We start from the raw sequence: 12,906 nt of genomic DNA on the forward strand, positions 1-12,906 counted from the left end.
GCTACCTGATGCATTAACTCACGAAGCGCGACCGGAGTTCCCGGAGGCGGCGCGTTGCGCCTGTCCGGGCTACCGGCTTGCAGACGGCCCGGGATCCGTAGCCCCGGTAAGCGCAGCGCCACCGGGGAGTGGACATTCACTCAGTTCTGCAACACCGACGACACCAGCAGTTGGGTATAGGGGTGATGGGGATCGTCGAGCACCCGGTCGGTTAAGCCGCTTTCGACTACCTGGCCCTGCTTCATCACCAGCAGACGGTTAGCCAGCAGGCGGGCGACGCCGAGGTCGTGGGTCACAATCACCACCGCCAGGTTCAGCTCGACGACCAGGCCGCGCAGCAGATCGAGCAGGCGCGCCTGCACCGATACGTCCAGCCCGCCGGTGGGCTCATCCATAAACATCAGCCTCGGCTGCGTCACCAGATTGCGGGCGATTTGCAGGCGCTGCTGCATCCCGCCGGAAAAGGTGGTGGGCAGGTCGTCAATGCGCGAAGGCGGGATCTCCACCTCCTGCAGCCACTGTCCGGCGGTGGCGCGAATATTGCCGTAGTGACGGGACCCGGTGGCCATCAGGCGTTCGCCGATATTGCCGCCGGCCGAGACCTGGCGGCGCAGGCCGTCCATCGGATGCTGATGCACCACGCCCCATTCGGTGCGCAGCAGACGTCGGCGATCCGCTTCGCTCATGGCGTATAGCGAGCGCTGTTGATACAGCACTTCTCCCTGCTGCGGGGCCAGGCGGGCGGAGATCGCTTTCAGCAGCGTGGTTTTTCCGGAGCCGGATTCGCCGACGATACCCAGCACCTCCCCCGGCCACAGCTCAAACGAGACGTCGCTGAAGCCTTTGCCCGGCGCGTAGAGGTGGGTCAGGTTGTTCACCGCCAGTAACGGATGACTCATTTTTTCTGCTCCTCGCTCTGTTGGCGGCAATAATCGGTATCGGAGCAGACAAACATCCGTTTGCCGCTGTCGTCGAGCACCACTTCATCAAGATAGCTATGGCGAGATCCGCAGATGGCGCAGGGTTCATCCCACTCCTGAACGGTAAACGGATGATCGTCGAAATCGAGGCTCTCAACCGGGGTATACGGCGGTACCGCGTAGATGCGTTTTTCGCGTCCGGCGCCGAACAGCTGTAGCGCAGGCATCATATGCATCTTCGGATTATCGAATTTTGGAATCGGCGACGGATCCATCACGTAGCGGCCGTTGACCTTCACCGGGTAGGCGTAGGTGGTGGCGATATGGCCGAAGCGGGCAATATCTTCGTACAGCTTCACCTGCATCACGCCGTACTCCTCCAGCGCATGCATGGTGCGGGTTTCGGTTTCGCGCGGCTCGATAAAGCGCAGCGGCTCCGGGATCGGCACCTGGAAGATCAGGATCTGATCGTCAGTCAGCGGCGTTTCCGGGATCCGGTGGCGGGTCTGGATCAGCGTGGCGTCTTCGGTGCGCTCGGTGGTCGCGACGCCGGTCACGCGTTTAAAAAACTGACGAATCGATACCGCGTTGGTGGTGTCGTCGGCGCCCTGGTCGATCACCTTCAGCACGTCATTTTCCCCGATGACGCTGGCGGTAAGCTGGATACCGCCGGTTCCCCAGCCGTAGGGCATCGGCATCTCGCGACCGCCGAAGGGCACCTGGTAGCCGGGGATGGTCACCGCTTTCAGGATGGCGCGGCGGATCATGCGTTTGGTTTGCTCGTCGAGATAAGCAAAGTTATAGCCGGTCAGTGCGTTAGCCACGTTGATTCTCCCGTTGCAGGCGTTTAAGTAGCGCCAGTTCGGCCTGGAAATCGACATAGTGGGGAAGTTTAAGGTGCGAAACGAAACCGGCGGCCTCGACGTTATCGGCATGGGCCAGCACAAACTCTTCATCCTGGGCAGGGCCCGCCACCTCTTCGCCGTACTCCGGCGCCTGGAGCGCGCGGTCAACCAGCGCCATCGCCATCGCTTTGCGCTCGCTCATGCCGAACGTCAGGCCGTAGCCGCGGGTAAAGTGCGGCGGTTCATCCTGAGGGTCGACAAAGCCGTTGACCATCTCGCATTCGGTCATCAGCAGTTCGCCGATAGTGACGGTGAAGCCCAGCTCTTCGGGTGCGATCTCCACCGCGACGTAGCCGCTGCGAATTTCACCGGCAAACGGATGGTTGCGTCCGTAGCCGCGCTGGGTGGAGTAGGCCAGCGCCAGCAGGTAGCCCTCGTCGCCGCGCACCAGCTGCTGCAGGCGCGAAGAGCGCGAACAGGGATAAACCGGCGGATGGCGGGTGATATCGTCGGGCTGCGCCTCGGTATCCCGCTCCGCCTTCGCCAGCCCCTGCTGGACGAGCAGATTAAAGACGTGCGGCGTCGCTTCCTGCGGTGCGCTATCGGTCGCCAGCGGCGGCGCTTCGCCGTTGGCCAGCAGGGTAAAATCGAGCAGACGGTGGGTGTAATCGTAGGTCGGGCCGAGCATCTGGCCGCCGGGGATATCTTTATAGACCGCCGAGATACGGCGCTCAAGGCGCATACCGGCGGTGTCGACAGGCTCGCTGACCGCCAGCCTTTGCAGGGTGGTGCGATAAGCGCGCAGCAGAAAAATCGCTTCGACGCTGTCGCCGCTGGCCTGCTTCAGCGCCAGCGCCGCCAGCTCCCGGTCGGCGATGCCGCCTTCGGTCATGACCCGGTCCACCGCCAGATTAAGCTGTTGGCTAATCTGATCAATGCTGATTTCAGGAAGCCGTCCCTCGCCTCGGCGTTTCTGTTCCTGTAGGGCGTGAGCGGCGACGATCGCCTTCTCGCCGCCTTTGACGGCTACGTACATTAGCAGACCTCGACATGGGTGGTGCGCGGAATCGCCAGCAGGCGTTCGCCGCAGGTGAGGATCAGATCGATTCCCAGCGGGAACGGATGCGGACGCTCGGTCAATTCTTCAATAATGCATTCCGGCAGCTGCGGGGCGATCATCCGCTCTTCGGCGATCCCCGCGCCGGTCAGCCGTAGCATCCGGCCGCCGCTCAGGCTGGCAAGTTGAACCACCAGCGTGACGCCGGTTTCCGGGGCGACGACGGTACCGGCGGAAAGCACGTTCAGCTGCTCGGCGCTGATGCTGTCGCTGGCGACGGCGAAGGTCGCTTGCTGCGGCTGCTCAACCAGCGGCGCGCCGGTATGGAAGCGCAGATTCTGGCCGACAAGATCGTTATGCAGCGCGGGAGCGAGCCAGACCGGCGTGTCGTGATCCACCAGCGTCAGCAGCAGACTGGTGGAGGCGACGTTCAGCGGCTGCCAGCCGTGCTGAAGCTGCTGCAGGGAGACAATCACTCCCGGCTCGCTCATCGCCTTCAGCAGGCGGCGGAAACTGTGCTGGGCATCCTGCACAGCCAGGGTAAAGGCGGGTTGTAATGTCATGCGTTATCTCCGCGAACCAGAGTAAAGAAGTCGACCCGGCTGGCGTTGACTTCGGCGCGTCGGGCTTCAATGCGCGCGCTGCGTTGTTCTTCCAGCGGGGTTATCAGGGTTTCCATCAGGGTGTGAAAATGGTGTGGCGACTGCATCAGGGCATCAATGGCCGCGCAGCGTTCAGCGTGCGGGCGGTCGCGGCCCAGAATCCAGCTATAGCCGAGGGTGCCGTCGGCCAGGCGAATGGCGGCGCGGGTTAAGGTGGCGTCTCCGGCGAAGAATCGGTCGCCGATGCCGCCCATACGCGCCTGCAGCTGTACCAGCCCGGTCTCCGGGGCGCGAATCAGCTCATACTGCGGCGCGAGCTGCAGCGTCTGCATCCGCGCCGCCAGTTCTTGTGGTTCACTGTGGGCCAGCACGGACATCCAGCGCTGGCGGGTTGCGGTATCAAAGTGCATTCAGTGCTCCATGGTGAATTCAATCATGTCGGCGCGGGTCAGGCTGACGGAGTACTCCGTCGCGCTCTGCTCGCCCTGGCGATGATTCAGGGTGCGCACGCACAACAGCGGCGCCATGTTGGGAATGCCGAGAATATTGCTCTCTTTGGCCTGCGCGCGGCGGGCGCTGATTTTGGTGCGCACGCGGGTCAGTTCGATATCCAGCCGATCGCGCAGCAGGTCATGGAGAGAGCCGTGGGTAAAGGTTTGCAGAACCGGCCACAGCTGCAGGTCGGTAAAGTAGTGGTCGATCAGACACAGGGCGACGCCGTTCACGCGGCGCAGGGTGCGCAGGTGAATGACGTTATCGCCTTCACTGATAGCAAACGCCTCGGCAACGTGGCTGCTGGCCGGACGCACCACCGACAGCAGCTTCTCGCTGGTCGGGTGGCTGCCCTGTTCGAGAAGATTCTGGCTAAAGCGCGCCTGGGCGTTGAGCGGATAATCTATCGGGCGCATCAGCACCAGCACACCGACGCCATGACGGCGCTGGACCCAGCCGCGTTCGACGAGCTGATCGATGGCCCGGCGCAGGGTGTGGCGGTTAACCTCAAAGCGGGATGCCAGCTGCTGCTCGGCGGGCAGATAGTCGCCGCAGCGGTAATGATGGCGAAGCTCTTGCTCCAGTTTGGCGGCAATTTCCTGATATCGTGTTGGATAACTGGTCGGATGTCTGGATAAGTACATGTTAATCGAGCCTCACTAAGGACAAGGAAGTATTTCCCTCTGAGCGTGGGCCGATCCTGACGGTTTTTTGTTACATTTCGGTTAACTCATGATGACCGGGGGATGAAGAGTTGATGCCGGTGGAATGACAGGGTAAGGGGGAATGAATGCACAGATGCCCTCACTCCGCCCTCTCTCCCTTTCGGGGTGAGCACAGGGTGAGGGGAAAAGGCCAGCGTTAAGGCTCTTTCACCACGTTGACCATCCACGGGACGCCAAAGCGGTCGATAACTTTACCGAAGCCGTGCGCCCAGAAGGTTTCCTGCCAGGCCATCTCAATCTGCCCGCCGTCGGCGAGGCCGTCAAACCAGCGTTTACCCTCAATAACATCCTGCGAGTCCAGCACGACGGTAAATCCGGCGTAGCGCTCCATGTTGCTGGAGGGGCTGTCGCTGAGCATCAGGATACTATCGGCAATGCGCAGGCTGGCGTGCGCGATACCGTCGGCAGCCAGATGCTGGCCGGAAGGGCAGCCATCTTCGGCGTCCTGCGTATTCTGCGGCATTTCACCCCAGGTGATTTTGTGGATGAGCTCCGCGCCCAGCGCCTGCTGGTAGAAAGCGATGGCGGCAGCGCAGTTGCCGCTAAAAGCGATATAGGGACTTAAGGGCATAACCATTACCTCAGGTAACGAATATTCCATTAAGCGTAGAAGGGGATTGCAGAATTAAGCCAGGCGGCAGCGAAGGATTCCGGGAGACCACGGGAAAATATATTTCCCCCCGACAACGGGCGTCGGGGGAATAAAATCAGTTCTTTTTAACAAATTCGGATTTTAGCTTCATCGGGCCAAAACCATCTATTTTACAGTCAATATTATGATCGCCTTCAACCAGGCGGATATTCTTCACTTTAGTGCCGATTTTTAGCATCGAAGAGCTGCCTTTAACCTTCAGATCTTTTACCACGGTGACGCTGTCGCCGTCGGCGAGTAAATTACCGTTGGCGTCTTTGACCACCAGCGCGTCGTTATCGTCCGCAGGCTCGGCATTGTTCCATTCGTGGGCGCATTCCGGGCAGATAAACATGCCGCCGTCTTCATAAGTGTATTCAGAATGGCATTTTGGGCAGTGTGGCAGTTGCATGACGTTCCTCGCGATTACTGGGTAAAACAGGACGTTGGTCCTTTAAATGGCGGCTGATAGCCGAAAGTAATGCTGATTATAGCGCAATCCCGCACTTTTGTCGGGCCTTTTTTATGACTTACCGCAGCGGAGAAAGAGGATATATATCGTGAGGCCTGGCGGGCTTATTTTCATAAAAAACGCAGAATATTTGCGGAAATGTATCGCTAAGTTCCAATATTCATTGAACTTATTGGTTTTGGATGACTCTGTTTAAGGGTAGGTAAATTTTTGTGAAGTTGATCCCAAATTTAAACGCTGTTAGGGTAAAAAGGCGAGAACGCAAATTCACTTCACTTATTAGCGGTACCGCTTATTTGATTATGGCCAGAGCAGGCGTCAACAGGTTCGGTTGTACAGACTGTCAGCAGACAGTGCAGGCAAACCTGCTACGCTTGAAATGTGGAGCACAGCAATTCGCCGCTCCCAACGCATGACGCGAATGACCTTGTCATTCGGCGGAGATTCGTGCGCTCAAGGCGAGAGCAAAAGAGGATAATTATGCTTAAAAGGAAAAAAGTAAAACCCATCACGCTTCGGGATGTGACCATCATTGATGATAGCAAACTGAAGAAAGCGATTACCGCAGCGTCGCTGGGTAACGCGATGGAATGGTTCGATTTTGGGGTATATGGTTTTGTTGCATATGCGCTTGGTAAGGTCTTTTTCCCCGATGCCAACCCCAGCGTGCAGATGATTGCCGCGCTCGGTACTTTCTCGGTTCCCTTCTTAATTCGTCCATTAGGCGGCCTGTTCTTCGGGATGCTGGGCGACAAATACGGTCGACAAAAGATTCTGGCGATAACCATCGTTATCATGTCGATAAGTACATTCTGTATTGGCCTTATTCCTTCGTATGCCACGATTGGTATCTGGGCGCCGATCCTGCTGCTGCTGTGTAAAATGGCACAGGGCTTCTCGGTGGGCGGTGAATATACCGGTGCTTCTATCTTTGTTGCAGAGTACTCGCCTGACCGTAAACGCGGCTTTATGGGCAGCTGGCTGGACTTCGGTTCGATAGCCGGTTTTGTCATGGGCGCGGGCGTAGTCGTGCTGATTTCCAGCGTGGTGGGCGAAGAGAACTTCCTCGACTGGGGCTGGCGTATTCCGTTCTTCCTGGCGCTGCCGTTAGGGATTATCGGTCTTTATCTGCGTCATGCGCTGGAAGAGACGCCGGCGTTCCAGCAGCACGTTGATAAAATGGAGCAGGGCGACCGCGAGGGCCTTCAGGATGGGCCGAAAGTCTCTTTCAAAGAGATTGCGACCAAACACTGGCGTAGCCTGCTGACCTGTATCGGTCTGGTGATTTCCACCAACGTGACCTACTACATGTTGCTGACCTACATGCCGAGCTACCTGTCGCATAACCTGCACTATTCTGAAGACCACGGGGTGCTGATCATCATCGCCATCATGGTCGGGATGCTGTTCGTTCAGCCGGTTATCGGTATGCTCAGCGACCGTTTTGGCCGTCGTCCGTTCATTCTGATTGGTAGCGTGGCGCTGTTCGCGCTGTCAATTCCGGCCTTTATCATGATTAACAGTAACGTCCTTGGCCTGATTTTCGCCGGTCTGCTGGTGCTGGCGGTGGTGCTGAACTGCTTTATCGGGGTAATGGCTTCGTCGCTGCCGGCGATGTTCCCGACCCACATCCGCTTTAGCGCCCTGGCCAGCGCCTTTAACATCTCGGTGCTGATTGCCGGTCTGACGCCGACTCTGGCGGCATGGCTGGTGGAAAGCACGCAGAACCTGATGATGCCGGCTTACTATCTGATGGTGGTGGCGTTGATTGGTCTGATTACCGGCCTGTCGATGAAAGAGACCGCTAATCGTCCGCTGAAAGGGGCGACGCCAGCGGCTTCGGATATTCAGGAAGCGAAAGAAATTCTCGGCGAGCACTACGATAACATCGAACATAAAATCGAAGATATCGATCAGGAAATCGCCGATCTGCAGGAAAAACGTTCTCGTCTGGTGCAGCAGCATCCGCGCATCAACGACTAAATCGTTTTGCCAGTAATTCATGCCGCCGCGGGCTTCCCCCGGCGGCATTTTTTATGTCCTGAGCGGCTACGGGCTTGAGGTCATTCGCGGACCGCCCAGGCCCGGTAGGGACCGGGCGATGCACAGGAAGAGTGCGGCCTACGGTTTAACTATGCGTCAGAAAGCGCGCCAGCCGCTGCTGCAAAATTTGATTTTCGCGGCTCAGGCGCGCGTTCTCGTCCAGCAGCGTTAAGGCCACAGCGATGCCCGGCCAGTCCAGCTCCAGCTCTTTGCGCAGGCGTACGGCGCGGTGAACGATGGTCACCGCGCTATCGTCAAACAGCCAGTTTTCCCGCTGCGGCTGGCGCGGCTCGATCATGCCGAGGCCGACAATCTCGTTAAGCTCCTCTTCGGAAAGTCCGGTGTGGAGACAAAACTCGGTAATCGTGAACGTCACTGTTATCTTAGCCATCAGGCTTTCCCCCATGTCTTACGCGGCTCGAAGCTGGATTGTGCATCCGCCAGCTGCTGCCAGAGCTCACGGCTCTTCTCATCTGGTTTTGGCGGCATGACGATTTTGATCACCGCATACAGGTCGCCGGTGGTGGTTTTGCTGGTCAGCCCTTTGCCCTTCACCCGCAGCCGCTGACCGGCCTGGCTGCCCGGCGGAATGGTCAGCAGGATGCTCTCTTTCAGCGTCGGGATAGTGACCCTGGTGCCTAGCGCTGCTTCCCACGGTGCCAGCGGCAGGACGATTTCAAGGTTGTGTCCGACGATATCAAACAGCGGATGCGGGGCGATATGAATCACCAGCCACAGGTCGCCGTTCTGGCCGCCATTTTCGCCGGGGGTGCCCTGGCCTTTCAGGCGGATCCGCTGGCCGTCGACGACGCCCGCGGGAATTTTCACGTTCAGGGTTTTCGGCGTTTCGCTTTCGACCATGCCAAAGACGTTATAAACCGGCAGCTTATAGCTGATGGTGCGCGTCTGCTCGGCCAGGGTCTCCTCAAGGAATACCGCGACTTCTATCTCTAAGTCATGACCGCGAACGCCGTGCTGGCGGCGGCTATGGTGCGTCTGCTGGCCAAACATGGAGGAGAAGATGTCGTCGAAGTCCTGCTGGCTATAGCTCTGCTCGTGGGAATGCTGCTGCTGACGGCCAAACTGCGGATCGTTACGGTGCTGCCAGAGCTGGTCGTATTCGGCGCGGCGCTGGTCATCTTTAAGCACTTCCCATGCTTCGGCGAGATCTTTGAATTTGGCTTCGGCATCGTTTTCTTTGCTGACATCGGGGTGGTATTTACGTGCCAGACGGCGATAGGCGGTCTTAATGGTTTTCAGATCGTCCGTTGGCTGAACCCCTAAAATGGCATAATAATCCTTTAATTCCATGATGTTATCTCATTTATGCGCAATATTATGGTTACAGATCCCTGGATCAGGTGTCTTTACTAAGCGTAGGGCAAATGAGGGCGGATGTGGGGGAAAAATGGCGCAAACTTGACGCCGTCGGGATTGACGGCGGCCAATCGTGAACGCCAGCTATTCGCTGGAGCGCCTGCGGTTTCTGCGCAGCCCTTCCAGCAGCACAAGGGCGGCGCCAATGGCTCCGCCCATCACGGGGAGCGCGGCGGGCGCGTTGGGGAACAGATGAACGATGGTCACATCGGTCACCATCATGGAACCGGCTATCCAGCCTATGAGCGCACCGTCCAGCATCACCACGGACGGGAAGCGGTTGAGGATAGCCAGCACCAGCTTGCTGCCGAGGACGATAATCGGAATGCTGATCAATACGCCCAGCGCGACCAGCAGCAGATGGCCTTTTCCTGCGGCGGCCACCGCCAGCACGTTATCCAGCGACATAATGACATCGGCAACGGTAATGGTGACCGCGGTACGCCACAGGCTGCTGGAGCTGCTGACATCATTCTCTTCTTCCTGATTGATCACCAGCTTGATGCCAATCCACAGTAGCATCAGCGCGCCGACCACTTTAAGCCACGGCAATGAGAGTAAATAGATCGCGATGGCCAGCAGCAGCACGCGCGCCGCTATTGCGCCGACTGTGCCGATGATAATCGCTTTGGTACGCTGCTGAGGCGGCAGTTTACGGCAGGCCATCGCGATCACCACCGCGTTGTCGCCACCCAATAACAGATCGATAGCAATAATTTGCAGCAGAATAACCGCCACGTCCCACTGACTGAAAAACGCATTCATACCCAACTCATCGAACCAAAAAAGAGAACCTACGAAAAAACGCAGGGGCGAAGCGTACTCTCGTTCGGGCACTCTGGCCATCTTACAGAGAGACCGCGCGCAGCGAGTGATTGAAAAATATCGTTACCAATCATTGCATGGTCCGGCAATGATTCGCAGGCAAAGGATGATATTTTGTTCGTAGAAATACATCTGCCGTTCACCTATCGCAAGGACTAACTACATGCCCGGCCATAAGAATTTACTCACATTTGCCTTTATCGGCGCTACCCTGTTTCCGCTTATAGCGACCGCTGCTGATGCGCCGACTTTTACGCCTGAACAAGAGGCCCGTATTGGCAAAATCGCTGCGGATTACTTAGTCGCGCATCCGGAAGTGCTGCTGCAGGCCAGCCAGAAGCTACAGCAAATTCAGCAACAGCAGCAGGCCAGCGCCGCGACCCAGGCGGTACTGAAGAATGCGACCGCGCTGACCCAGGATAAAAATACGCCAACCTACGGCCCGAAAGAGGGTAAAGTCACGGTCATTGAATTCTTTGATTATCAGTGCGTTTACTGCAGTCGTCTGGCGCCGGTAATGGAACAGGTGATTAAAGAGAACCCGCAGACCCGCTTTGCCTTTAAAGAGTGGCCGATTTTTGGCAGCCGTTGGGAAACCTCGCTTGAAGCGGCCAAAACCGGCCTGCAGATTTATCAGCAGAAGGGCGCAGAGGCTTATCTGACCTACCATAACGGGATCTATTCCACCGGACATAACGAAGGCAAGCTGACGGCTGCCGACATCCAGCAGCAGGCGAAGAAAGTGAATTTCGATGCCGGGAAAGCGGCGGACGTTGAGCCGGTACTGGAAAGCACCAATCAGCTGGCGCAGGAAATTGGCCTGAGCGGGACGCCGGGCGTTATCGTGATGCCGACTACCGGCGCCACGGAAGCGACGATCACCGTATTCCCGGGGCTGGCGGATAAAGCCTCGCTGGATGCGGCGATCAAGAAAGCGGGCGGCTGATAATCAACGCGTCCGCCGGAGGGCGGGCGCGATTTAGCGATGACAGCAGCGCTGCAGCATCGACATAATCACCTGAAAGAGCTCATCTTTAGCCTGCTGCTCCGTGATGACGCCGCTCACTACCGCGGCCGATAGCCCGTCGGCGGAGCCGAGCATGGCGAGAATGGCCGCCTCGCTGAGATTCTCACTCTCGCAAAGCGGCGAAAAATAGTCCCGACATTTTCCGGTAAAGGTGGCGATGCACTCTTGTTTGATCTTCTCCAGCTCTGGCGTCCCGGTCAGCGCGGCCATGACGCTGGGCATCTCGCGCCCCTGAAGCAGCACGCACTCGATATAGGCGTTGGCGATCGCTGAAGCCAGCTTCTCCGCATTCGGTTCGGTATTACGCAGTATCTCATCCATTCGCGCCGTCTGGCGTTGGTCGTATTCGCGATAAAGCGTCGCGAAAAGCCCTGAACGGCTGTCAAAGTGATCGTAAACCACGGGTTTAGTCACGCCTGCCTGCGTCGCCAGATAACCCAACGTCAGAGCATCGGTCCCTTCTTGCCGAATAATATGCCAGGCGACATCAATCAGCTGCTTGCGCCGCTCTTCTCGCGTTAAACGCTGACGTACGAGTGGTTCAGACATGGAAACATTCTCCCGTTGACATATTAATATACTAAAGGTAACTTACTAATGGTAGGTTACTGTTGGTATATAAGACTACGTCCAATATCGTTATAGCGCAACTGGGGTATTCGTCATGCATGCATTAATCGTGGTTTCTCATCCTCTCAAGACGTCGCTGACTCACAGCGTAGCGACGGCGATTGCGCAAGGAATTGCCGAATCCGGCCCGCAGCATACGGCTGACATAGCGGATTTAACGCAGGAAGGCTTTAACCCGGTATTTGCCGAGCAGGATATCGCCGCATTTCTGCAAACCGGCGACACGCCGCCCGACGTGATGGCCGAGCAGGCCAGAATTGATAACGCCGACGCGCTGGTGCTGGTTTTTCCCGTTTACTGGTGGTCGATGCCTGGGCTGTTAAAGGGCTGGGTTGACCGCGTGTTTTCAAACGGCTGGGCCTATGAGGAGACCGCCGACGGCGATGTCGTGAAGAAGCTGGGCCACCTGCGGGTGCATCTGGTGGCATTAGGCGCAGCGAGTCAACAAACGTATGACAAGCACGGATTTACCGATGCTTTTAATGCGCAGATTGTCCACGGGATTTTTGATTACTGCGGGGCGACGGTAGCCAGTTCGCAGATGCTGCTGTTGCCGGCCCTGAAAACGGCGGAGGCGCATCTGGAGGCGGGGCGCCAGCTGGGAAGAAAGATGTTTGCCTGAGGCTCGCTTCGCTCCCGAGCCTGGGTTTCCGCCGGGCGGCTTTATCCGGGCCCGGCCTGTAAAAATATATTATCTATGATAATCTCACACCATTCTGGCAGGATATGGTGCTTGATCAACAGTATGATATTTGTTTTCATACTGAAATGTATAGCGATAATAAAAATGATAGCTGGGTCTGGCGTTATTCTGAACAGGAAAATGATCTTATTTATAAAAAATAAGTAGAGAAGATTAATTACCTGATAAGCAAATTTAAGAAAAGCCTTGTTGATGAAAATAAAATTTTTGTCGTAAAAAGTAATGGCAATAATCTTGATGATATAGTATTCGCTTTAGCAAAAGAGTTTAAGAAGCACGGTAACAGTAAAATACTTTACGTGAAAAGTAACGTGGAAAGTTCAGCTCCAGGTGAAATCAAGAAAGTGACTGATAATCTTTTTATTGGCGCAATCGATAGCTTTGCCGACTATAGCCGGGCAAATGAATACTCGCGTGAAGGCTGGCAGGCAGTGATTGATAATGCTATAAAGATTATGTGAATTTTTTTGCAGCGTATTAATATACGCTGCATTTTTTAGCTGGTAGTAATAAAGCACGTTTTTGGGTAATGATTTAACAGCGAGTAATTATAAACG

The 12,906-nt window shown here is 56.7% G+C and carries 16 protein-coding genes; 4 read left to right on the forward strand and 12 right to left on the reverse strand.

Annotated features, from left to right (window positions below; all coding sequences use genetic code 11):
* Positions 1-140: 140 nt before the first annotated feature.
* The 8 genes from phnK to HMPREF1144_RS10395 all read right to left on the reverse strand — a co-directional run bounded on the left by phnK (position 141) and on the right by HMPREF1144_RS10395 (position 5,684).
* Positions 141-899 (reverse strand): phosphonate C-P lyase system protein PhnK, encoded by a 759-nt coding sequence (gene phnK / locus HMPREF1144_RS10360; protein WP_009652710.1) that lies wholly within the window; start codon positions 897-899, stop codon positions 141-143.
* Positions 896-1,744: an alpha-D-ribose 1-methylphosphonate 5-phosphate C-P-lyase PhnJ gene (locus tag HMPREF1144_RS10365; protein ID WP_009652725.1), complete on the reverse strand. Its 849-nt coding sequence runs from the start codon at positions 1,742-1,744 to the stop codon at positions 896-898. The genes phnK and HMPREF1144_RS10365 overlap by 4 nt, the downstream gene beginning before the upstream one ends.
* Positions 1,737-2,801 (reverse strand): carbon-phosphorus lyase complex subunit PhnI, encoded by a 1,065-nt coding sequence (locus tag HMPREF1144_RS10370; RefSeq protein ID WP_009652726.1) that lies wholly within the window; start codon positions 2,799-2,801, stop codon positions 1,737-1,739. Before HMPREF1144_RS10370 ends, HMPREF1144_RS10365 begins: the two co-directional genes overlap by 8 nt.
* On the reverse strand, positions 2,801-3,385 hold the full coding sequence (gene phnH, locus HMPREF1144_RS10375; RefSeq protein WP_004097865.1) for a phosphonate C-P lyase system protein PhnH: 585 nt from the start codon (positions 3,383-3,385) through the stop codon (positions 2,801-2,803). The genes HMPREF1144_RS10370 and phnH overlap by 1 nt, the downstream gene beginning before the upstream one ends.
* Positions 3,382-3,834 (reverse strand): phosphonate C-P lyase system protein PhnG, encoded by a 453-nt coding sequence (gene phnG / locus HMPREF1144_RS10380; RefSeq protein WP_004097867.1) that lies wholly within the window; start codon positions 3,832-3,834, stop codon positions 3,382-3,384. The genes phnH and phnG overlap by 4 nt, the downstream gene beginning before the upstream one ends.
* Complete coding sequence (phnF, locus tag HMPREF1144_RS10385) at positions 3,835-4,560, reverse strand: phosphonate metabolism transcriptional regulator PhnF (RefSeq protein ID WP_004097868.1); 726 nt, start codon at positions 4,558-4,560, stop codon at positions 3,835-3,837.
* 217 nt (positions 4,561-4,777) lie between these two features.
* Positions 4,778-5,212 carry a VOC family metalloprotein YjdN gene (yjdN, locus tag HMPREF1144_RS10390; protein WP_004097869.1) on the reverse strand — a complete coding sequence of 145 codons (435 nt, stop codon included), beginning with the start codon at positions 5,210-5,212 and terminating at the stop codon, positions 4,778-4,780.
* 136 nt (positions 5,213-5,348) lie between these two features.
* Complete coding sequence (locus tag HMPREF1144_RS10395) at positions 5,349-5,684, reverse strand: zinc ribbon domain-containing protein YjdM (RefSeq protein ID WP_004097870.1); 336 nt, start codon at positions 5,682-5,684, stop codon at positions 5,349-5,351.
* Positions 5,685-6,224: 540 nt separating this feature from the next.
* On the opposite strand from HMPREF1144_RS10395, the gene proP reads away from it, so the two are divergent.
* Positions 6,225-7,727 carry a glycine betaine/L-proline transporter ProP gene (proP, locus tag HMPREF1144_RS10400; protein ID WP_004097871.1) on the forward strand — a complete coding sequence of 501 codons (1,503 nt, stop codon included), beginning with the start codon at positions 6,225-6,227 and terminating at the stop codon, positions 7,725-7,727.
* 145 nt (positions 7,728-7,872) lie between these two features.
* On the opposite strand, the gene cbpM is transcribed toward proP, so the two are convergent.
* The 3 genes from cbpM to HMPREF1144_RS10415 all read right to left on the reverse strand — a co-directional run bounded on the left by cbpM (position 7,873) and on the right by HMPREF1144_RS10415 (position 9,929).
* Positions 7,873-8,178, reverse strand: a complete 306-nt coding sequence (cbpM, locus tag HMPREF1144_RS10405) for a chaperone modulator CbpM (RefSeq protein WP_004097873.1) — start codon at positions 8,176-8,178, stop codon at positions 7,873-7,875.
* On the reverse strand, positions 8,178-9,098 hold the full coding sequence (cbpA, locus tag HMPREF1144_RS10410; RefSeq protein WP_009652714.1) for a curved DNA-binding protein: 921 nt from the start codon (positions 9,096-9,098) through the stop codon (positions 8,178-8,180). The genes cbpM and cbpA overlap by 1 nt, the downstream gene beginning before the upstream one ends.
* Before the next feature lie 150 nt (positions 9,099-9,248).
* Entirely contained in the window at positions 9,249-9,929 is a 681-nt protein-coding gene (locus HMPREF1144_RS10415; RefSeq protein ID WP_009652704.1) for a TerC family protein, read from the reverse strand.
* 223 nt (positions 9,930-10,152) lie between these two features.
* Between HMPREF1144_RS10415 and HMPREF1144_RS10420 the strand changes: the two genes are divergently transcribed.
* Positions 10,153-10,935 (forward strand): DsbA family protein, encoded by a 783-nt coding sequence (locus tag HMPREF1144_RS10420; RefSeq protein WP_004097879.1) that lies wholly within the window; start codon positions 10,153-10,155, stop codon positions 10,933-10,935.
* Positions 10,936-10,968: 33 nt separating this feature from the next.
* On the opposite strand, the gene HMPREF1144_RS10425 is transcribed toward HMPREF1144_RS10420, so the two are convergent.
* On the reverse strand, positions 10,969-11,565 hold the full coding sequence (locus HMPREF1144_RS10425; protein WP_009652723.1) for a TetR/AcrR family transcriptional regulator: 597 nt from the start codon (positions 11,563-11,565) through the stop codon (positions 10,969-10,971).
* 115 nt (positions 11,566-11,680) lie between these two features.
* On the opposite strand from HMPREF1144_RS10425, the gene HMPREF1144_RS10430 reads away from it, so the two are divergent.
* Positions 11,681-12,268 carry an NAD(P)H-dependent oxidoreductase gene (locus HMPREF1144_RS10430; protein ID WP_004097882.1) on the forward strand — a complete coding sequence of 196 codons (588 nt, stop codon included), beginning with the start codon at positions 11,681-11,683 and terminating at the stop codon, positions 12,266-12,268.
* Positions 12,269-12,660: 392 nt separating this feature from the next.
* Positions 12,661-12,810, forward strand: coding sequence for a hypothetical protein (locus tag HMPREF1144_RS33580; RefSeq protein ID WP_227500434.1), 150 nt, complete (start codon positions 12,661-12,663; stop codon positions 12,808-12,810).
* Positions 12,811-12,906 lie beyond the last annotated feature (96 nt).

It is taken from the genome of Klebsiella sp. OBRC7, assembly GCF_000293135.1.
GTDB lineage: Bacteria > Pseudomonadota > Gammaproteobacteria > Enterobacterales > Enterobacteriaceae > Klebsiella > Klebsiella michiganensis.